This is a genomic window from Paenibacillus sp. FJAT-26967 (assembly GCF_001541095.1).
Classification (GTDB): Bacteria; Bacillota; Bacilli; order Paenibacillales; family NBRC-103111; genus Paenibacillus_F.
On sequence record NZ_LMXH01000002.1, the window covers coordinates 80,280 to 100,464 of the forward strand.

General features: G+C 51.9%; 25 protein-coding genes. 20 read left to right on the forward strand and 5 right to left on the reverse strand.

Features of this window, described 5'->3' with window-relative positions; all coding sequences use genetic code 11:
• Window positions 1-54 precede the first annotated feature (54 nt).
• Together AR333_RS10205 and AR333_RS10210 are read right to left on the reverse strand one after the other, a co-directional pair.
• Entirely contained in the window at window positions 55-354 is a 300-nt protein-coding gene (locus tag AR333_RS10205; protein ID WP_068775269.1) for a hypothetical protein, read from the reverse strand.
• Complete coding sequence (locus AR333_RS10210) at window positions 351-1,289, reverse strand: DUF1385 domain-containing protein (protein WP_068775270.1); 939 nt, start codon at window positions 1,287-1,289, stop codon at window positions 351-353. Before AR333_RS10210 ends, AR333_RS10205 begins: the two co-directional genes overlap by 4 nt.
• A 173-nt stretch (window positions 1,290-1,462) precedes the next feature.
• On the opposite strand from AR333_RS10210, the gene AR333_RS10215 reads away from it, so the two are divergent.
• The 8 genes from AR333_RS10215 (at window position 1,463) to AR333_RS10250 (ending at window position 8,718) form a co-directional block, all read left to right on the forward strand.
• The gene (locus tag AR333_RS10215) at window positions 1,463-2,026 is read left to right on the forward strand and encodes a YqhR family membrane protein (protein WP_068775271.1); all 564 of its coding nucleotides are present in this window, start codon (window positions 1,463-1,465) and stop codon (window positions 2,024-2,026) included.
• Window positions 2,027-2,122: 96 nt separating this feature from the next.
• Window positions 2,123-2,566, forward strand: coding sequence for a type II 3-dehydroquinate dehydratase (gene aroQ / locus AR333_RS10220; protein WP_068775272.1), 444 nt, complete (start codon window positions 2,123-2,125; stop codon window positions 2,564-2,566).
• A gap of 5 nt (window positions 2,567-2,571) precedes the next feature.
• A complete protein-coding gene (locus AR333_RS10225; protein ID WP_068775273.1) occupies window positions 2,572-3,642 on the forward strand; it encodes a Xaa-Pro peptidase family protein in 1,071 nt (356 codons plus the stop codon).
• Between the two features lie 24 nt (window positions 3,643-3,666).
• Window positions 3,667-4,224 (forward strand): elongation factor P, encoded by a 558-nt coding sequence (efp, locus tag AR333_RS10230; protein ID WP_068775274.1) that lies wholly within the window; start codon window positions 3,667-3,669, stop codon window positions 4,222-4,224.
• A gap of 229 nt (window positions 4,225-4,453) precedes the next feature.
• A complete protein-coding gene (locus AR333_RS10235) occupies window positions 4,454-5,491 on the forward strand; it encodes an ABC transporter substrate-binding protein (protein ID WP_068775275.1) in 1,038 nt (345 codons plus the stop codon).
• 66 nt (window positions 5,492-5,557) lie between these two features.
• On the forward strand, window positions 5,558-6,478 hold the full coding sequence (locus AR333_RS10240; RefSeq protein ID WP_068775276.1) for an ABC transporter permease: 921 nt from the start codon (window positions 5,558-5,560) through the stop codon (window positions 6,476-6,478).
• Window positions 6,465-7,259: an ABC transporter ATP-binding protein gene (locus AR333_RS10245; protein WP_068775277.1), complete on the forward strand. Its 795-nt coding sequence runs from the start codon at window positions 6,465-6,467 to the stop codon at window positions 7,257-7,259. Before AR333_RS10240 ends, AR333_RS10245 begins: the two co-directional genes overlap by 14 nt.
• Window positions 7,260-7,461: 202 nt before the next feature.
• Window positions 7,462-8,718, forward strand: coding sequence for an aspartate kinase (locus AR333_RS10250; RefSeq protein ID WP_068775278.1), 1,257 nt, complete (start codon window positions 7,462-7,464; stop codon window positions 8,716-8,718).
• 125 nt (window positions 8,719-8,843) lie between these two features.
• On the opposite strand, the gene AR333_RS10255 is transcribed toward AR333_RS10250, so the two are convergent.
• Genes AR333_RS10255 through AR333_RS10265 form a run of 3 tightly spaced genes read right to left on the reverse strand, consistent with a single transcriptional unit; the run spans window position 8,844 to window position 10,943 of the window.
• On the reverse strand, window positions 8,844-9,308 hold the full coding sequence (locus AR333_RS10255; protein ID WP_068775279.1) for a DUF441 domain-containing protein: 465 nt from the start codon (window positions 9,306-9,308) through the stop codon (window positions 8,844-8,846).
• Window positions 9,309-9,361: 53 nt separating this feature from the next.
• Window positions 9,362-10,099 (reverse strand): 2-phosphosulfolactate phosphatase, encoded by a 738-nt coding sequence (locus tag AR333_RS10260; RefSeq protein WP_068775280.1) that lies wholly within the window; start codon window positions 10,097-10,099, stop codon window positions 9,362-9,364.
• Complete coding sequence (locus AR333_RS10265; protein WP_068775281.1) at window positions 10,089-10,943, reverse strand: phosphosulfolactate synthase; 855 nt, start codon at window positions 10,941-10,943, stop codon at window positions 10,089-10,091. The genes AR333_RS10260 and AR333_RS10265 overlap by 11 nt, the downstream gene beginning before the upstream one ends.
• Before the next feature lie 179 nt (window positions 10,944-11,122).
• On the opposite strand from AR333_RS10265, the gene AR333_RS10270 reads away from it, so the two are divergent.
• The 12 genes from AR333_RS10270 (at window position 11,123) to AR333_RS10325 (ending at window position 20,121) form a co-directional block, all read left to right on the forward strand.
• On the forward strand, window positions 11,123-11,389 hold the full coding sequence (locus AR333_RS10270) for a YqhV family protein (RefSeq protein ID WP_068775282.1): 267 nt from the start codon (window positions 11,123-11,125) through the stop codon (window positions 11,387-11,389).
• 67 nt (window positions 11,390-11,456) lie between these two features.
• The gene (gene spoIIIAA, locus AR333_RS10275; protein ID WP_084783596.1) at window positions 11,457-12,524 is read left to right on the forward strand and encodes a stage III sporulation protein AA; all 1,068 of its coding nucleotides are present in this window, start codon (window positions 11,457-11,459) and stop codon (window positions 12,522-12,524) included.
• A 159-nt stretch (window positions 12,525-12,683) separates the two neighbouring features.
• On the forward strand, window positions 12,684-13,205 hold the full coding sequence (gene spoIIIAB, locus AR333_RS10280; protein WP_068775283.1) for a stage III sporulation protein SpoIIIAB: 522 nt from the start codon (window positions 12,684-12,686) through the stop codon (window positions 13,203-13,205).
• Window positions 13,206-13,219: 14 nt separating this feature from the next.
• Window positions 13,220-13,423 (forward strand): stage III sporulation protein AC, encoded by a 204-nt coding sequence (gene spoIIIAC / locus AR333_RS10285; RefSeq protein WP_068775284.1) that lies wholly within the window; start codon window positions 13,220-13,222, stop codon window positions 13,421-13,423.
• 9 nt (window positions 13,424-13,432) lie between these two features.
• Window positions 13,433-13,822, forward strand: a complete 390-nt coding sequence (spoIIIAD, locus tag AR333_RS10290) for a stage III sporulation protein AD (protein WP_068775285.1) — start codon at window positions 13,433-13,435, stop codon at window positions 13,820-13,822.
• Between the two features lie 58 nt (window positions 13,823-13,880).
• Window positions 13,881-15,065: a stage III sporulation protein AE gene (spoIIIAE, locus tag AR333_RS10295; protein ID WP_068775286.1), complete on the forward strand. Its 1,185-nt coding sequence runs from the start codon at window positions 13,881-13,883 to the stop codon at window positions 15,063-15,065.
• Window positions 15,066-15,192: 127 nt separating this feature from the next.
• The gene (locus tag AR333_RS10300; RefSeq protein ID WP_068775287.1) at window positions 15,193-16,047 is read left to right on the forward strand and encodes a stage III sporulation protein AF; all 855 of its coding nucleotides are present in this window, start codon (window positions 15,193-15,195) and stop codon (window positions 16,045-16,047) included.
• A 43-nt stretch (window positions 16,048-16,090) separates the two neighbouring features.
• Window positions 16,091-16,732 (forward strand): stage III sporulation protein AG, encoded by a 642-nt coding sequence (gene spoIIIAG, locus AR333_RS10305; protein ID WP_068775288.1) that lies wholly within the window; start codon window positions 16,091-16,093, stop codon window positions 16,730-16,732.
• A 48-nt stretch (window positions 16,733-16,780) separates the two neighbouring features.
• Complete coding sequence (locus tag AR333_RS10310) at window positions 16,781-17,557, forward strand: SpoIIIAH-like family protein (protein ID WP_068775289.1); 777 nt, start codon at window positions 16,781-16,783, stop codon at window positions 17,555-17,557.
• Window positions 17,558-17,749: 192 nt separating this feature from the next.
• Window positions 17,750-18,247, forward strand: coding sequence for an acetyl-CoA carboxylase biotin carboxyl carrier protein (gene accB, locus AR333_RS10315; protein ID WP_068775290.1), 498 nt, complete (start codon window positions 17,750-17,752; stop codon window positions 18,245-18,247).
• Window positions 18,248-18,264: 17 nt separating this feature from the next.
• The gene (gene accC, locus AR333_RS10320; RefSeq protein ID WP_068775291.1) at window positions 18,265-19,623 is read left to right on the forward strand and encodes an acetyl-CoA carboxylase biotin carboxylase subunit; all 1,359 of its coding nucleotides are present in this window, start codon (window positions 18,265-18,267) and stop codon (window positions 19,621-19,623) included.
• A gap of 87 nt (window positions 19,624-19,710) precedes the next feature.
• The gene (locus AR333_RS10325; protein WP_068775292.1) at window positions 19,711-20,121 is read left to right on the forward strand and encodes an Asp23/Gls24 family envelope stress response protein; all 411 of its coding nucleotides are present in this window, start codon (window positions 19,711-19,713) and stop codon (window positions 20,119-20,121) included.
• Window positions 20,122-20,185 lie beyond the last annotated feature (64 nt).

Genomic DNA, 20,185 nt, shown 5'->3' on the forward strand with positions numbered 1-20,185 from the left:
ATTTACTCGATATGAATAACAAAAAGCGAACCCGAGGGTTCGCTTTTTGTTATTTCAGTGATACGGAGGCGGATCATCCGGCTCATCAGAGCGTTTGGATCCGTCAATGACACGGAACTTGGCACGGCGTCTGCGCTTGGCAGCGGACATCCGCTCGGGCTGCTTCTTGAACGAAGGGGCGCTGCCTCTTCGGTAGGATTGGCCCGATTGTCCTTGACGCGGCATCAGTTTGTACAGCAGGAAGATCAGGCCGAGTACAAGGATCGGTATGAGCAGATTACGGATGCTGACGGCAAGTCCGATCACGGCAAGAATCGCGATGACGACGGCAGGAACCGACCAGCGTCTTCTCATGCGCGGGCCTCTTGGATGCGGCTTTCCGCTTCACGCATACGGTTGAAAGAAGCAATGGATACTTCAACCTGATCATCGGTCGGCTCCTTCGTGGTCAGCTTCTGCAGCCACAGCCCCGGATAACCCAGATAGCGGAGGACGGGGACGTCACGCAGGGAATTCGTGAAGCGAAGCACCTCATAGGATACGCCGATAATAAGCGGCAGCAAAGCAAGTCGCAGTACCACGCGGTCGACAATGCCTTCATATTTGAAGAAGGAGTAAATTACGACCCCGACAATAACGGTGAATACCATAAAACTGCTGCCGCAGCGGTAATGCAGGGTGCTGAATTTTTGAACGTTGCGAACATTCAGCTCTACACCGGCTTCATATGCGCTAATGACTTTATGCTCTGCGCCATGGTATTGAAAGAGCCTTTTAATGACCGGAGTGAGTGAAATGAAATAAATGTAAGAGACCAGCAGGATAATCTTGATGAGACCTTCCATAAGATTGTGCAGAATCTGATTCTCAAAGACGTTTTGGAATAAATATTGCTCAATGATTGCCGGGATCGCCGTAAAAATAACTTTACCGAATATAAAAGAAAGAACCCCGACAACGGCAACGCCTAGAATCATGGAAAGGCTGAAGCCCGATTTCTCTTCTTTCACCGGTTCTTTTCCGTCATTCTCTTCTTCCGCAAAATTCTCTGCTGAGAAATTCAGATGTTGGGCACCTTTGGCACTGGATTCGACTATTCCGACTAATCCGCGGAGGAGAGGAATTTTCTTCAATGTATTGACCCAGCGGATCTCAGTCTTGGGCACTTCCAGATATTCGATGCTTTTATCCTTCTTGCGGACAGCCGTAACATGCACATTGCGGCCAGCGAACATAACGCCTTCAATTACGGCTTGACCGCCGTAAATACTCGAATTGGATTGGGACAATGTTTTTCCACCTTTTCCGAAATAAACTGTTTACTTACTATTTTAGCGAATTTCCCGGCAGAAAGCCACCGCTTTTGGACTGGGACCTCAGGCAGATTAAGAAGAGGAATATCGTACATACTATCTTAGACAGCCGGAACGGGAATAAAGTTATAGAGATGGAGGAAACAAGTATGCAGGTGAATGTTCAGGGCAGCGCAGTCATGGATAACGGAGCAACCTCAAGCGGTCAACATTCGGAAACAGACGCAAGGGCGGGCGGCAGGGGCGGGTCTCACGAAGCTAAGAAGACGAACCGTTTCTTTTTCGCTGTGAGTATCGGTTTTTTCGCCGGTGTACTATGGGGGGGAATCAAGATTGTCGAGTTCTACTTTCACTTTACGAGTGTGATTCCTTCTTTTCTTGCGGAACCTTTCTATAGAACAAATTTTTTGCTCACCTGGCAGGGAATGACTGTAGGCTGGTTATTCTTTATCGTATTTTCAATCATCGCCTCGGGTATTTATATGCTTCTCTTGTCGAAGATCAAAGGACCATGGATGGGAGTCGGCTATGGAATCGCCTGGTGGTGTCTCTTGTATCTTGCTATCGGGCCATGGACGGGAATGATGGGCTGGCTTTACTATAGCCCGTGGAATACGATTATTACGGATTTCTGCCTCTTCCTTCTATGGGGCCTTTTTATCGGGTATTCGATCGCCTTTGAATTTACACAAGAGAACAGCCGCAAGCCTTAGGATCTCTACCTTTTCTAAGCAACTTATGGTAAAATGTCACGGTAAAGCGAGAAGCCCGGCCAACTGGCGGGCTTTATGAAGGAGGCGCTTTTTTTCGTGAATAAAGTGCTCGTTCTCAGCGGCCCTAACTTGAATATGCTCGGTATACGTGAACCAGGTGTGTACGGCAGCCTCTCGTTGAAGGCTATTGAAGCAGGAATGTCCGAAACTGCGGAGCAGCTCGGACTCGAATTGACTTTTTATCAGTCTAATCACGAAGGCGATCTAATCGACCGGATCCATGAAGCTTATGGGACGATGGATGGCATACTGATTAATCCGGGTGCTTTTACCCATTACAGCTATGCGATCCGTGATGCGCTGTCATCCGTATCGCTTCCTACTGTAGAAGTGCATTTGTCCAATATTCACAAACGGGAGGAGTTCCGTCACCACTCTGTGATCGCTCCCGTTGTAATCGGTCAAATTGCCGGATTCGGGGCTATCGGTTATGAACTCGGGCTAAGGGCGCTTCATAAACAATTTTCGGAAGCAGGGTGATTCGCATGCAGGAAAGACGCTTGGAGAAGCTGCGGCAGACCATGCAGCAGAAGGGGCTTCCGGCTGTGCTTATTACAAGCAGTATCAACCGCAGGTATTTGACCGGATTCACGGGAAGTGCCGGTGTGGTAGTCGTAACGAAGGAAAGCGCCGTGCTGCTGACTGATTTTCGCTATATGGTACAAGCCCCGCAGGAAGCTGCAGGGTATGAAGTAACGGACCACAAAGGGAAAATCGGCCAGACGGTACTTGGGATTTTGAACAAGCAGGGAATCAAGGCGATTGGTTTTGAAGAAAATGACTTGACTTACGCCGGATACTCCAGCTATACTGACGATTTGCAAGGGGTTGAATTCATCCCTACCGGAGGAATTGTAGAGAAGCTTCGGGTGATCAAGGATGACACGGAGCTTGCGATTATGCAGGAAGCCGCGGATCTGGCTGATCGCACATTCTCATACATACTTACGAGAATAAGAGCGGGTGTGTCGGAGAAACAGATCGCCCTCGATATCGAGATGTTTATCCGTGAGAACGGAGGAACATCTTCCTCGTTCGATACGATCGTCGCTTCCGGCGAACGGTCGGCTCTGCCGCATGGCGTAGCAAGTGACCGGATTCTGCAGCAGGATGAATTCGTCAAATTGGATTTCGGTGCGCTGTACAAGGGGTATTGCTCCGATATTACCCGTACGGTCGTACTCGGGAAGCCATCGGAGAAGCACAAGGAAATTTATGGCATCGTGCTTGAGGCCCAGTTGAACTGTGTCGATAATCTGCGCGCCGGTATGACAGGTTCAGAGGGCGACGCCCTCTGCCGTGACATTATCGCTCAGCACGGTTACGCAGACAACTTCGGACACAGCACAGGCCACGGACTTGGCATGGAAGTGCACGAGAATCCACGCCTGGCCAAAGGCTACCCGGTTATCTTAGAACCGGGTATGGTGGTTACCGTTGAACCGGGCATTTACATTCCCGGCTTCGGGGGAGTCCGAATCGAAGATGACGTGATCATTGAACCGGAAGGAATCCGGCTGCTGACGCATTCTTCGAAAGAATTTATTACCATTTGATTTATTCCAGGAGGGAATTTTAGCGTGGTATCAGTAAATGATTTTAAAACAGGATTGACCATTGTAGTAGACAACGATTTGTTTACCGTTATTGATTTTCAGCACGTTAAGCCGGGTAAAGGAGCTGCCTTCGTCCGCTCCAAACTGAAGAATCTCCGTAACGGCAACGTTGTGGAGAAAACTTTCCGTGCAGGCGAGAACGTAGGCCGTGCTCATATCGAGAACCGTGAGATGCAGTATCTGTATGCAAGCGGATCTGAATACACGTTCATGGATACCGAGACGTATGACCAGATTTCCCTGGAAGAAAAACAGCTGAAATGGGAGCTGAACTTCCTTAAGGAAAACATGAACATCAACATCATGAGCTACCAGGGTGAAATTCTCGGAATCAACCTGCCGAACAGCGTTGAGCTCAAAGTTGTAGAAACCGAGCCAGGCGTAAAAGGCAACACGGCACAAGGTGCTACGAAAAGCGCGAAGGTCGAGACCGGCCTGAACGTACAAGTGCCTTTGTTCATTAATGAGAATGATGTCCTTCTGATCGATACTCGTGAAGGCAAGTACATCTCCCGCGCTTAAGCCTAAGCCGCGACATAGAATCCTCCGCTTCCATGATGGAAGCCGGGGGATTTTTTTGTAGAAAACCCTTATCTGGCAAGCCTTTCAGAATAAGTACATACCTATGAAACGTTTTCATTGACGTTCAGAAATCATGAGGTTAAAATGACAATAACGCTTTACAGGTTTCATGCTTTCGTGCAGTAAAACGTTAAATCAACCAATGGATAATTTTAGGGGGAAAAAGGAAATGAAAGCGAAATTCAAATCATTCGCGACTATTCTGCTTGCGGCATCGCTCGTAACGGCGGCTGGCTGCGGCAAGCAGGCGTCACCGGAAGCTTCCGGTACAGCGAACACGCCTGCCGGCGATGGCAAGAAGGTCAAAATCGGTATTATGCAAATCGTCGAACATGCGTCACTGGACGCTGCGCGCCAAGGCTTTATTGCAGCTCTGAAAGATAACGGCTATGAAGATAAAAAGAATGCCGAGATCGATTATCAGAATGCTCAGAATGATATGAATAACAATACGACCATTGCACAGAAATTTGCAGCGGATAAGAAAGATCTCGTACTCGGAGTAGCAACGCCGTCCGCCCTGGCTGCGGCGCAAACGTTGAAAGATACGCCTGTATTGTTTACCGCAGTGTCTGATCCGGTAGGAGCTAAACTGGTTAAGAGCATTGAGTCTCCGGGTGGCAATGTTACAGGTACATCCGATCTTGATCCGAAATCGGTTGATCAACTGACTGCATTCATCGCTAAGAACTTCCCTGCAATCAAGACAATCGGCATTGTTTCCAACGAAGGGGAGCAGAACTCCCAAGTCCAAGTGAAGCAGGCGGAAGCGGCTTTTGCCAAGAATAACATCAAGATGGTCAAAGCTTCTGCATCGAACAGCTCAGAAGTGAAGCAGGCCGCCGAATCACTGGTCGGCAAAGCGGATGCGCTGTATGTACCGCTGGACAACACGGTCGTATCGGCTCTGAAAGTTGTCGTTCAAGTGGCGGAGAAGAGCAAGAAGCCTTTGTTCGTAGGTGAGAATGATTCAGTCCAAGGCGGCGGATTCGCAGCATACGGCTCGAACTACTACGATCTTGGCTACACAACGGGCCTTCAGGCGGTAGAAATTCTGAAGAATGGCAAAAAGCCTGCGGATATCCCGGTCGGCTATCCGAAGAAGCTGGATCTGGCCATTAACTTAAAAGCTGCCAAGAACATGGGGGTTGAAGTCACGGATGCTATGAAAGCGGAAGTGAAGGAGAAAGCTAACCTGTTTGAATAAGAACAATGACGGGCGGCTTCAATTATGAAGCCGTCCGTCATTTTATAACGAAACGGAGGGAGTTACATGGAGATTGACTGGGGAACAGTGGCACAAGGATCTCTGGAACTCGGATTGTTCTTTGCCATTATGGCACTTGGCGTATATATTACTTTCAGAATCCTGGACTTTCCGGATCTGACCGTAGACGGGAGTTTTACGACGGGCGCTGCCATCTCGGCTGTCCTGATTACGGCAGGAGTTTCGCCGCTCTTGGCAACCCTTGCCGCTTTCGGCGGTGGTGCGGTTGCGGGCCTTCTGACAGGCCTTCTTCATACGAAAGGCAAAATCAATGCATTGTTGTCGGGAATTTTGATGATGATTGCTCTTCATTCCATAAATTTAAGGATCATGGGCAAGGCCAATATTTCGCTATTAGGCTCGGATGTTCTGCTAAGCAGCGAATCCATCCTCTATATCATGCCTTTTGTAGTAATACTAATCAAGCTAGCGCTCGACTGGTTTCTTCATACCGAAATGGGCCTTGCTCTTCGTGCAACGGGAGATAATAAGCGGATGATTCGCAGCTTTGGTGTGAACACAGACAATACCATTATACTTGGCGTGGCTCTCTCAAACGGACTCGTTGCATTATCGGGGGCACTAATTGCCCAGTATCAAGGGTTCTCAGATAGCCAGATGGGCGTGGGCATGATCGTAATCGGTCTGGCTTCCGTTATTATCGGTGAAGCTTTATTCGGTGCCCGTACTATTATTTGGGCTACTCTGGCTGTAGCATTGGGAGCCATATTGTATCGCTTTGTCGTTGCGATTGCCCTTCAGATCGGTGTGGAATCAACCGACATGAAGCTGATGACCGCTCTGATTGTAATTGTCGCATTGACGCTTCCGATGTTTCAGAGAACGTGGAAGCAGAAAGCGGTTATCCGCAAGCGCAAAGCTGAACTGGCCAAGAAAGGCGGGGGTATGAACCATGCTTCACATTGATGATGTAACCAAAATATTCAACCCCGCCACACCCGATGAGAAGGTTGCGCTGTCCGATATCCATCTTCATTTGAATCCGGGCGATTTCGTAACCGTGATCGGCAGTAACGGCGCGGGGAAATCGACGCTGATGAATATCATTTCTGGCGTCATGCAGCCTGACTACGGGGTAGTCCGTATCGAAGGCAACGATATTACGAACCTTCCGGAGCACAGAAGAAGCCGCTGGGTCGGCCGCGTTTTCCAAGATCCGATGGCAGGTACGGCGCCGTCCATGACCATCCAGGAGAACTTGGCGATGGCCTATTCACGCGCAGGCAAGCGGGGGTTTGGTCTCGGTGTGACGAAGCAGAGAAAGCTTGCGTTCAAAGAGCACCTGGAGCGGCTCGGTATCGGCCTGGAGAACCGTCTCACGGCCAAGGTCGGCCTTCTCTCGGGGGGAGAAAGGCAGGCGCTCAGTCTGCTTATGGCGACTTTCACACAGCCGAACATTCTGCTGCTGGATGAGCATACGGCGGCGCTCGATCCTGCAAGAGCCGAACTGATCACCAGGTTGACTCACCAGATCGTCAGCGAGTCCCGGTTGACTACACTGATGGTCACCCACAACATGGAGCAGGCGATTCGTCTGGGCAACCGGTTGATCATGATGGACAAAGGGCGCATCATTCTGGACATACCTGCAGAATCCAAACAGGATCTGACGGTAGAGAAACTTCTGCGTGAGTTCGAGAAAATTCGCGGAGAGAAATTTGTGGATGACCGGGTCGTATTGGGTTGACGGTAAATCTCTTCTTTCATGAAAATGAAGAAGATATGCCTCTAACAAGATCGATTTAATGAGAAAAACCTTCGTATTATAAGAAATTCAAGAGGAAAAGCCATGTTTACAACTAAAACACCTTTTCCTCTCCCACATTTCCGAACGTTTATGCTATAATGATCTACAATTATTCATTTGCAAGGATAGGGAGTGAACAGGGTTGTCTTTAATTGTGATGAAATTCGGCGGCAGCTCCGTAGGCGATGCCGAGCGGATGAAACGTGTAGCCAAGCGGATTGTAGACCGCAAAAGAGAAGGACACCAATGCGTCATCGTTGTTTCGGCAATGGGCGATACGACGGATGATCTGATTGATCTGTCCAAGCAGATTTACGATGGAACTCCCCCGGCCAGAGAGATGGATATGCTATTGAGTACGGGCGAGCAGGTATCGGTTTCCCTTCTGTCCATGGCGATACAAAGCCTCGGCGAGCCGGCTGTCTCTTATACCGGATGGCAGAGCGGTATGATTACCGAAGATGTACACGGCAAGGCGCGCATTACCGATATCCAGCCTCACCGTCTGCGCAAAGCTCTGGATCGCGATGCGGTTGTGATTGTAGCGGGCTTCCAGGGGATGACAGAGGACGGGGAAATTACTACGCTCGGACGCGGCGGCTCGGATACGACAGCTGTGGCTCTTGCGGCGGCTATTGAGGCCGACCTGTGCGAAATTTACACAGACGTGGACGGGATCTATTCCACGGATCCGCGTGTCGTTAAGAATGCCCGTAAATTGAAAGAAATTTCTTACGATGAAATGCTGGAGCTTGCCAACCTGGGAGCAGCGGTTCTTCATCCGAGAGCTGTAGAATATGCGAAAAATTACAATGTAGCACTTGTCGTTCGTTCAAGTTTTACGCTGAACGAAGGCACGTCTGTCAAGGAGGAAGCGGAGATGGAACAAGGAATCGTCGTACGTGGCATCGCATTCGATAAAAATGTCGCAAGAATTAGCATTTTGGGCGTACCGGACAAACCCGGCCAACTGGCGAAGGTATTTACTTCGCTTGCGGCAGAGCAAATCGATGTGGATATCATCGTACAGAGCGGCGTCCTCAATGGCCTGGCCGATTTCTCGTTCTCTGTGTCTCTCTCCGACCGTGACAGAGCGCTTCAAACGATCGAGAACATCAAAGGTGAAATCGGATACCGCGATGTGACTTCCGAGGGCGATCTCGTCAAAATCTCGATCGTCGGAGCCGGCATGGTCAGCACACCGGGTGTGGCGGCCAAAATGTTCGACGAGCTGTCAAAGATCGGTGTCAGCATTAACATGGTCTCGACTTCCGAGATTAAGATTTCCTGCGTCATTGACGGCAAGCAGCTGACTCAGGCTGTTCAGGTGCTTCACACTGCTTACGGCCTTGATACGCAGGAGCAGGTTTATGTCGGCGGTCCTCAAGACCGGCGCTAACTCAAGAAGTGCAGGCCATGCGCGGCCTGACAACCTATAGATTTAAAAGCGGTATAAAAGAAGTGCCGATCATGTCGTAATGACTGATCGGCACTTTTTTAATGGGAAGAATAGACAGGTGAGCGTCAGGAGATCCGGTCTGAAATAAACGTGAAGATTTTGAGAAGCACCGCCGTAATACCTGCCGCCATCAGGGGGCCGACCGGTATTCCGCGCATAAAAACGATGCCGATAATAGAGCCGATTACAAGCCCCACGATAAGCTGAGGGTCTATTTTGAGCAGATCGAGCCCTTTTCCGTTCATATAAGTAGCGATGGCGCCGCCGGATAAAGCGAGAATGCCGGGCCAGGTCGTGAAGACGGTCAGAACGTCCTTGTAGGAGATCCGTTCGCTTGCAAAAGGCACCAGAACCCCCATCGTCAGAAAAAGCAGACCGAGCTCAAGTCCCCTGCGCTCAATTGCGGGTAGAAAACGGTCAAGGTTGATCAGCTTGACGACCAGCAAAATACATGCGGCCGTTGTGATGATGGGGGAACGGCCGATCATTCCGACTATGATGAGAATAACGAGCAGCAAATCTCCGTTCATTTTCATGCCCCTTGTACCAGTCTTTCTTCATTGTATGAAGAGTTGGACGGGTTTTAGAACGGCATAGGCTGATGCTCGGCCAGCGGGACAAGTGCGGCTCCGGATAGCACCGGGACCAGGCGGCTTGTGTCAGCGCGGGCAGAGTATTCCAGATCTGCCCGGAAGCCAAGGCCGGCAAGCCGTCTGCCGTTATCGGAGTCCTCCAAGGCTTCGGCCAGTTGTCCGGCATGCCGCGTGTAGCAGGCCGCCATGGCCCTGCCGAAGTCGCAGATGCTTAGAGTGCTGCCGCTGCCGGATGAGAGCAGATGGGATACGATCTGACCGGCGCAGAGCCCATCCTCCAGGCAGAAGGCGCCCCGGGTGCCCGCGCACAGAATGACCACATCCCGCTGCCAAGCCAGGGCCGCCTCGGCGCAGGCGGCTCCGTTGAGCAAAGAGGCGGCCGCTACATGCCTGGCTTGCAAAGCTTTATGCAGCGCGAGAGTTCCGTTCGTGGTCGTCAGAATGACGCGTCTTCCTTCCACGGTAGCGGGAGTATATTCAAGCGGTGAATTGCCCAGATCAAAGCCTGCAATACGCTCGCATCCCCGTTCACCGCCAAGCACATCCCCCAGTGTATGAAGCTTCCAAGCCTCTTCTACGGTTTCCACCGGAACCACACAGCTGCTGCCGCTGCCGAGTGCAGCCAGCATTGTCGTGGTAGCTCTGAGTACGTCTATGACCAGAACGGTCTTGCCGGTAAGATCTTGCGGGTGCACCGAAGTGAGAACAGGAATGACGTCAATCCGCATGTACTTCGAACCCTTCGCCCTGGATTAACTTGCAGGGATCACACGGATGATCGCCCAATTGGAAGGTATCGGAACGAAGCCCCCTGCGCAGCGCCTCCAGAGAAATGATGTCGGCAGGGGCAATATTGCCCAAATGGACACCCGGTCCGAGGATTTCCAGCAGGCGGATTTGCTGGTTCTTAAGCGGAGCTTCCCATAGAAGGACTTCGGGCCCCGGAACCTTCTTCAGCACATGCAGGAGCTCTTGATCCTTGCACGAGCCCTCTTCGTCGAAGATGCCGACACCGACACCAGATTCCCTCGCTTCGATAGTTACCAGCTCCGCTCCCATCCCGATATCCCCGCTAATTGTCGTAACAAGTTCATCGACTTCAACAGAAGAACCCCAGCATTTTTTACCGTATTCCGTTACGACCTTCAAGCCCGCCTGAATTCCACGGACGATAAGTTCGCTTCGCTGGGTACGATCCATGTCGATCGTGCCGTCAGAAATTTCGACACAAGTAAATCCGAGAGAAGTAACCGTGTCGAAAAAAGAAGAAACAAGTCCGCTGCGCACAGCGACTTCGAGAAAGGTACCTCCCGGATAAATATCAATGCCATATTCCTTCGCCATTTCAATCTTTCGCCGGAGCATCTCCCCCGGATAGAGGGCCGAGGTTCCGAAGCCTAACTTAATATAATCTACATGTTCTCCCGCCGACTGAAGCAGGTCCTCGTATGCATGGAGTCCGAGGCCTTTGTCCATCACCATTGTTTTTCCGAGAGTTCTCGGCTTGGCCTGACGAATTCCCGTCGGATCGGCGAGAGTCGGATGCCACTTTTTGCAAGAAGTTCCTTCCATGTCGTCTCACCTCGATGTTGGTCCCTTAAGGGGTAAACTTCGTGTTCATCTTATGCGCTTACGCAGGGGTATGTGCGGAGTATGCCTAAAAACAGACAGGCCCGCATATGGTGAATCAACGGGCGATTTTCGAGGGAAGCGGGCTTAGATCGCGGGATGAATTGTAAAGAGGTGATCATATGCTGAATAAAATTGTCCTTACCATGGCGTCTCTGCGCTTGTTTTCCGGCACGCTGGAAATTGCGGCCGCTCTTATTATGCTGCGTTTTAATCAGATCGAGAAGGCGCTGCTCGTGAATACGGGGCTTGCTTTGGCTGGCCCGCTTATCTTGTTGTCTACAACTACCATTGGATTAGTCGGCATTGCAGAGAAGCTTTCTTTTGGCAAAATGCTGTGGGTAGTGGCCGGAGTCAGCTGTATTTTTATAGGGATTCTGAAGAAGTAAGGCGCATAAACGGGCAGGCTGGGCATACATATGGTTGTAGAAGACAGGACAACCCGGAGGAACGCTTATGCTGGATAACGTATTGGCCTATCTGCCTGCTGCCGTGCGCGCCGCTGTTGCTTCGCTTCCGGTTTCTCTTCTCCATGTTGTGGAAGAAATCAGGATCCGGGAAGAGCGGCCGCTCGAAATCGTGTACGACAAGGGCAGCGCGTTTGTTACAGCAGATGGCAGGCAGACGGCTGGAGCAGACGATGCCTACAGGCCGACTCACGAGGAATGCAGAGGATTGCTGGAGTTGTTGACCCGTCATTCGTTCTATTCGTTTGAGGAAGAGCTGAAAAGAGGGTATATTACGATGCCCGGCGGCCACCGGGTCGGCTTAGCCGGACAGGTGGTGCTTGAAGGCGGACAAGTTAAGCATATCCGGGAAGTCAGCTCATTCAATATCCGAATCGCCCGTGAGCTGAAAGGGGCAGGGAGCCCGCTGCTTCCCTATCTGATTCACACGGAATCAGGATGTATACACCATACGCTTGTTGTATCGCCGCCGCAGCAGGGCAAAACTACCTTGATCCGCGATTTGGCACGGCTTATCAGCAGCGGGGAAGGAATTTCTTCCGCGGCCGGGGGGATCGGCTATAAAGTCGGAGTTGTAGATGAGAGGTCGGAGATAGCGGCCGCCGTCAAAGGCGTGCCGAGGTTTGACCTCGGTCCCCGGACCGATGTGCTGGATGCCTGTCCGAAGGCCGAAGGAATGATGATGATGATCCGCTCTATGTCGCCGGAAGTATTGATCGTGGATGAGATCGGCCGTCCGGAAGACGCGGAAGCCATCCATGAGGCCGTCCATGCGGGCATTCGGGTTATTGCGACAGCCCACGGGCGTGACTTGGCCGATATCCGTCAGCGGCCCGTGCTTCGCGGCCTCTTGGCGGACGGTGTTTTCGGACGCTGTGCCGTGCTTGGCCGCTCCGGCGGCGGGCAGCGCAGCATGCGTGTCTATGATGCCGCAGGCAAGCTGGCGGCTGCACTTAGCCCGCCCAGCATCAGCTCGGCTTTAAGCGAGCTGAGAGGGCTTGGCAGCCGGGCGGCTATGGGCACACGGGGGCTCGTGCCTCCACCGGGCAAGCGTTGAAGAGAAGCGGCGGCGGGGAGGGATAAGTACATACGCTGCGGGGTATTCAAGCGCCGCGTGCGCTGCACGAAGCAGCCTCGCACCGCTGCGCGAAGCAGCTTCCGCAGGGCATCATCACACCACCCCTTAGCATGCTGGCGGGGACGAGGAGGAGTTCCGATGTGGGTCAAATTGGCGGGAGCAGCCCTCGTGCTGGCGGCGGGTGCAGGTTTCGGCTTTGCCAAAGCGCGGAGTTACCGCCGTCGTCCGCAGCAAATCCGAAGCATGATCCAAGCGCTTCAGCGGCTTGAGACGGAAATCGTGTACGGCTCGACACCCCTTCCCGAAGCGTTTCGTACGCTTAGCCGGCAGTCCGGCGAACCCTTCTGCGGCATATTCCGCCAAGCGGCAGAGCGCCTGTCGGAGCCGAAAGACGACACGCTTAGCACCATCTGGGGCGAAGCGGTGCAGGGAGGCTGGCGGCGCTCATCCATGAAGCCTGCCGAAATGCAGATTGTCCTGCGGCTCGGACAGACGCTGGGCTTAAGCGACCGTACCGACCAGGCGAAGCACTTGCGCTTGTCGGTCCTGCAGCTGCAGGCGGAGGAAACGAATGCGGCGGAAGAACAGAAGCGTTATGAAGCGATGTGGAGAAGCTTGGGTGTGCTGGTCGGAGCATTGATCGTCATTTTGATGTATTAAGTGGGGTGCCTAGCATGAACGTAGATGTCAATGCCATTTTTCAGATCGCCGGCATCGGAATTATTATCGCGATGATCCATACGGTTCTGAAGCAGATGGGAAAAGAAGACATGGCGCATTGGGTGACGGTCATCGGTTTCGTCGTCGTTCTCTTTATGGTGGTGAGGCTGCTGGATACCCTGTTCCAGGAAATCAAAACGATCTTTCTGTTCCAGTAGGGGGCTGCCGTGGAGATCATTCAGATCGTTGGGCTCGGGTTAATCGCCACCGTCCTCACTCTCATTATCAAAGAGCAGAAACCGATGTTTGCCTTCCTGCTTGCGGCGTTTACAGGCATTCTTATTTTTCTTTTTCTGGTGGGTAAAATTGCTTCCGTTATTGAAGTGCTGGAAAATCTGGCTCAGCGCTCGGGAGTTAATATGATTTTTCTGAAAACCATTCTCAAGATTATCGGCATTGCTTATATCGCTGAATTCGGCGCTCAAATCGTCCGCGATGCAGGCCAGGAGTCGGTTGCTTCCAAGATTGAATTAGCCGGCAAAATTCTTATTATGGTGATGGCAATTCCCATTATTACCGTCATTATCGAAACAGTGGTCAAGCTTATTCCCGGATAAAAAGTGGACAGGCAGCCGGAACACCCTCGGACACCTGGACTGGACAGGAGGGAACACATTGCCGCAGCAGATATCGCACCGCAATTGGACAACGCTCGTACTTATATCCGCACTCTTCGTCAGCTTCCTCGGACAGATCTGGGCGCAGAACCCGATAGATAGTCTGGTGCAGCAGCAAGCCAGCCATCTCGATACGAATTCAGTCGAAACGTTCTGGAACAAGCTAATCAAGGATTACGGAGGGTACTTCCCGGAAAACAGGCCGCCGACCTTCGCCGATCTGCTCTCAGGTGCGAAATCCCTCGACATGACGGGGATTTTGAAAGGCGCTCTGCGCTATTTCTTTCATGAGATTGTCGTTAACGGCAAGCTGCTTGTGTCTATCGTCATTCTGACGGTATTCTCCATGCTGCTGGAAACGCTGCAAAGCTCCTTTGAACGTAATAACGTGAGTAAAGTCGCATTTATTATTTCGTATCTGGTTCTGCTGATTATTGCTGTCAACAGTTTTCAGGTCGCCATTGATTATGCCAAATCGGCTATATCTTCGATGATTCATTTTATGATTGCGCTCATGCCGCTGCTGCTATCCCTGCTGGCTTCGACGGGCGGGATCACCTCTGTAGCTGTGCTGCACCCGCTGATCGTATTTATGATCCATGCGGTGGGTACGGTTATTTACCTGTTCGTATTCCCCCTCCTGTTTATTTCGGCTGTTCTGCATATCGTCAGCTCCATGTCGGACAAGTATAAAGTGACCCAACTCGCGAATTTGCTTCAGAAAATCAGTCTGGGAGTGCTTGGCGTGTTCCTGACCGTTTTTCTGGGTGTGATTTCCGTGCAGGGAAGCATGGGAGCCATAACGGACGGCGTAACGCTGCGAACCGCCAAGTACATAGCCGGGAACTTCGTTCCGGTTGTGGGCCGGTTGTTCTCGGATGCGACAGAGACCGTGCTGGGCGCATCACTGCTGGTCAAGAATGCGGTAGGGCTTGTCGGTGTGGTGATCGTCATCGTGATCTGCGCTTTTCCGGCAATCAAAATTTTGGCGCTGGCGCTAATCTATCATGTCTGCGCAGCGGTTATGCAGCCTCTGGGCAACAGCCCGATTATCGGGTGCCTGTCCACGATCGGCAAGAGCATGATCTACGTCTTTGCGTCGCTGGCAGCGGTTGGGCTGATGTTTTTCCTGGCTTTGACGATTATGATTGCGGCAGGCAATATGGCCGTTATGGTGCGATAATGGATAACTTTTCAAAAAAAACCGGCATATTTGTTTCCGAAAGCAAATATATACAAGCATAGGCGAACAAGCTCAGGCAGCCTGCCGGGATCATCAGAGGCTGTTCGCCTGGAAGGAGGCTTCTGCCGTGGACTGGCTGAGCGGCTGGCTCAAGACGATCGTTGCGCTTATCCTTCTCGCGACGTTTATCGAATTGATGCTCCCGACGAGCAAAATGCAGCGTTACGTAAGGACGGCGATGAGCCTGTTCATTCTTCTGACGCTGCTGTCCCCCGTGCTGGAAATAACCCGCAAAGGATGGGACCCCGGCAAGCTGCTTGCTGCTGCGCAGCTGGAGCAGAATCAGCAGGGGATCCAGGCGGTGGGGGCCAGCGGGTCATCCGGACTTAAGTCCGGCCTCCCGGCCGCCGAGCCGGCCTCTCTGGAAGCGGTCCTGCAGCAGTCGGACCGGTTGAAGGCGGAGAATCAGCGGCAGGCACAGCGCCTGCTGGAGGAAGATCTTGCTGCGGGGATGAAACAAGAACTGCAGCAGCAGACGGTCTATCCCATCCGTGAGCTGCGGGTCACGACAGAACTCGGCGGCAAGGTGAATCCTTCCGTTACCCGCGTGCAAATCCTGCTGGATGAACCGGATTCACCTGCCGGCAGTCCGTCCCGCAGCTCCGGCGGATCCGGCAGTGCTGCGGCGGATGCAGGCGGCAGTGGCGCAGGAAGTACCGGCGCCGGCGATTTGCCGCAGAACGGCCCAATCGCGGAGATGGAGCCGGTCGCACCTGTGGCCCGGGTGGAGATTTCCACCGAGCCTATAGGGGGGGCCGCCAGCTTGCCCGCAGCCCCGGTAGAAGCATCCGCAGCTGCGGGCAGGCTTACCGCAGCGCAGCAAGAAGCGGCAGCCCGGCTGGTTACAGCTGTTCAGCTCGGCTGGCAGGTAGATCCCACTCACATTTCGGTGCAATGGACGAAGGAGCGAATGAAGCTTTAGAACCACCAGAATATGCGGCAGGGAGCGATGGTGAGGTGAGCGGATGGGCTTTTGGAAGCAGTGGAAAAGCAAACTATTCGGGGCAGGCGAGGATGGCAAACGTTCCAGTTCTTTTCTATGGATTATACTGCTTGGTCTGGTCGGTGCCGCCCTGATGATTATGAGCTCGTTTCTGAACTTTAAAGAAATCGATCCTTCAGGCGACAGCAGGGCCTCTCCGGCTTCGCAGCCGAGCAGCGAGACATTCATAGGCGGAGCGGCCAAGGAGAAGACGCCTTTCCGGGATTATGAGCTGGCATACGAATCCCGGCTCCGGGACATTCTCCGTAAAATAGTCGGCGTAGGCGATGTGGAAGTACTCGTTACGATCGAATCCACCGAAGAAATCGTCGTGGAGAAAGATACGAAAGACTCGGAGCAGGTAACGACGGAAAAAGACACCAATGGAGCCTCGCGTAACATTTCACAGATCACCAAAGAAGGCAAAGTGGTTCTGTATCAGGTATCCAGTGACCAGCAGCCGCTTGTGGTCAAGACGATTAAACCCAAGGTAAGCGGCGTACTTGTCGTAGCCAAGGGGGTCGAAGACATGACAGTCAAAAAAATGATGACAGAAGCCGTTGCCCGTGGTATTGATGTGCCGGTTCACCGCATTTCTGTCCTTCCGCGAAAGCAGGCAGAATAGCAGCAAATTGCTCGTTCATCAACCATTATCCGCAAGGAGGAATATCAAATGAATGCCAAAAGACAAACAATTTGGCTCGTTTCCATGCTGAGCCTGATGGTCGTACTTTCCGCTTATTACCTTTTTACAGAGGATGTAGACAAAATGGATTTGGCCTCTAATGCGCCCAAAACAGAAGAGGTTAAAATCGACTTGAGTCAGGTGACGCCGGATCAGGCCGCAGCCATGCAAACAGGCAAAACGACTGCCGCGGATGCTAAAACGGGCGACAAGGCTTCAGATGCAGCCAAGACGGACCCGGCGAAATCGGCCGATGCCAAAGCTGCGGACCCCAAAGCCGCAGATCCGAAAGCAGCAGATCCGAAATCCGGAGAGAAGACGCCAGCCGATAAATCTGCAGCCAAGGATGGCAAAGAAGAAGCGGCTCCGGTATCGGCTGACGCGAAAGTACTTCAGCAAATGCAGGCCAGCAGCAAATCCGGACGTGATTATTTGACCAAGCTCCAGCTTGAGCGCAACGATCAATTGGCCGCACAAACGGAGAAACTGCTGACGACAATTACAGATAATAAACAGTCGGCCGAAGCGGTCAGCAAAGCGCAGCAGCAGCTTCAGCAGATTGAAGATACGGTAACGCGCGTCACGAATGTCGAGGATGTGCTGTCTAAAGATTACCCGAATGCTGTGCTGACTCAGGAAGGAAGCAAATGGAAAGTTACCGTTCAAGCCGAGAAGCTGGAAAAAAGCCAGGCTGTATCCATCGTAGAAACCGTGATGAAGGAACTGAACGTTGGGCCTGAAGTTGCCGTTCAATACATTAAGTAATCTGTAAAAATTTAGAAAATTTCTAAATTACCTGACAAGTAAAGAGGATTTAAGCGGTGGCGAATCGAATAAGGAATAAAGATCAGTGGAAAAGAGTCCGGATAACTGGACTCTTTCCATTTCTTGAGGTTGTGATATAATACATACGTCGTATTACGGCATCGGTTCACCATTTTTGAAGGAGTGACATGGATGTTCAAGTTGAGTGAAATTAAAGAATTGATGAAACTAATGGACCAGACGTCCCTGCAGGAACTCGAAATCGAGAATGAGGGTACGCGTCTCCTTATACGCAAACCCAATAAAACCGAGTCCGTGGTTGTGACGAGCGCACCGCTGCAGCAGACATACGCGCCGGTTAACCCGCAGACAGCTGCACCTGCACTATCTGTACAGGCGTCTGTACCGGTTGGTTCAAATGTGGACGAGCAGAAGGAATCGGATTCCGGATTACATAAAATCGTGTCACCTATGGTCGGAACATTCTACGAAGCAGCATCCCCCGGCTCCGCCCCGTTTGTGTCCAAAGGATCTAAAGTCAGCGATAAGACCGCTGTGTGCATTATCGAAGCGATGAAGCTGATGAATGAGATTGAGGCGGAAATCAAAGGCGAAATCGTCGAAGTGCTGGTTCAGAACGGCCAGTTAGTGGAATACGGCCAGCCTCTGTTCTTGGTGAAGCCGGAGTGATTGAACGGAGGGAAGCTATGCGTTTTCAGAAAGTCTTAATTGCTAACCGTGGTGAAATTGCTGTACGCATTATCCGTGCCTGCCGTGAACTGGGCATTCAGTCCATTGCCGTGTATTCGGAAGCCGACCGTGATGCACTGCATGTAAGAATGGCAGACGAAGCTTACTGCATCGGACCGACAGCATCCAAAGACAGCTATCTTAATTTTACAAATATTATGAGTGTGGCTACACTTACGGATGCAGATGCCATCCATCCCGGTTATGGCTTCCTTGCAGAGAATGCCGATTTTGCCGAGATTTGTGAGAGCTGCAATATTACTTTTATCGGTCCTTCTCCGGAAGCCATTACGAGAATGGGGGACAAGGCCGTCGCGAAGCAGACCATGAAAGACGCGGGCGTACCGGTTATTCCGGGTTCCGACGGTCTGATTGAAGATCTGGATGAAGCGATCCGCCTTGGACGTGAAATCGGCTATCCGGTCATTATCAAGGCTACTGCAGGCGGAGGCGGTAAAGGCATCCGTATTGCGGAGAGCGAAGACATGCTCGTCCAGCACATCACAACTGCCCAGCAGGAAGCGGAACTGAACTTCGGTAATTCCGGCGTTTATCTGGAGAAATACTTAACCGGCATGAAACATGTCGAGATTCAAATCATTGCGGACAAGCATGGCAATGCCGTTCACCTCGGAGAGCGCGATTGTTCCGTGCAGCGCCGGAGACAGAAGCTTGTGGAGGAAGCTCCATGCCCGACCCTCTCTCCGGAAACCCGCCAGGCTATGGGGGATGCGGCTGTCCGCGCCGCCAAGGCTGTTAATTACTCCGGAGCAGGTACACTGGAGTTTCTGCTCGGACCGGATGGGAATTTTTACTTTATGGAAATGAACACCCGGATTCAAGTCGAACACCCGGTGACCGAGTACGTAACGGGGGTTGACCTGATTAAAGAAATGATCCGCGCGGCCGAAGGCCATCCACTGCCGTTTACGCAGGAAGATATTCAGATTAACGGGTGGGCAATTGAATGCCGGATTAACGCTGAGGACTCCGAGCGGAATTTTATGCCCTCACCTGGCCGCGTTGACTTCTATCTGCCTCCGGGCGGAATTGGTGTCCGTGTAGACAGCGCCGCTTATCCGGGCTACGTCATTCCTCCGCATTATGACTCCATGATCGCCAAACTGATCGTTTGGGGAGCGACTCGTGAAGAAGCCGTTAACCGTATGAAACGCGCGCTTGCCGAATTTGCAATCGATGGCGTTCATACGACGATACCGTTTCATTTGAAACTTCTTAATCATCGTAAATTCCTTAGCGGGGATTTCGATATTAAGTTCCTCGAAGACCATGACGTGAACGATCCGGAGTCCTAGACCCGGATTCGTTGTCATAAATTTGGCGGAATGGTATAGTATTAAATTAATGGGCTTATCCCAAACGTGCAGGAGGTGTGCATAAGAATGACGATGATTGCAGCGGATTATGAGAAGACAGATATGGGCACCATTCAAATCGCGCCGGAAGTGATTGAAGTGATCGCAGGTCTTGCGACTGTTGAAGTTGAAGGTGTTGCGGGCATGAGCGGCGGTTTTGTCAACGGGATCACCGAACTCTTGGGCCGCAAAAATTTTGCCAAAGGTATTAAGGTTGAAGTAGGCCAGCGTGAAGCGGCTATCGATGTTTCGATCGTAATGGAATTTGGCCACCGCATTCCGGAAGTGGCAGGCAAGATCCAGCAGAACGTCAAGCAGGCGATCGAGTCCATGACGGGTCTGAGCGTGGTGGAAGTGAACGTACACATTCACGACGTCCAGTTCAAAGCGGCGGAGAAGCCTGTAGAAGAAGAAACAGCGGTAAACCGTGTCAAATAATAAATAGCAGCGGCTACATCTAACCCCCAACCGCGAAGGACGGGGGTTCCTCACTTATTTCGGA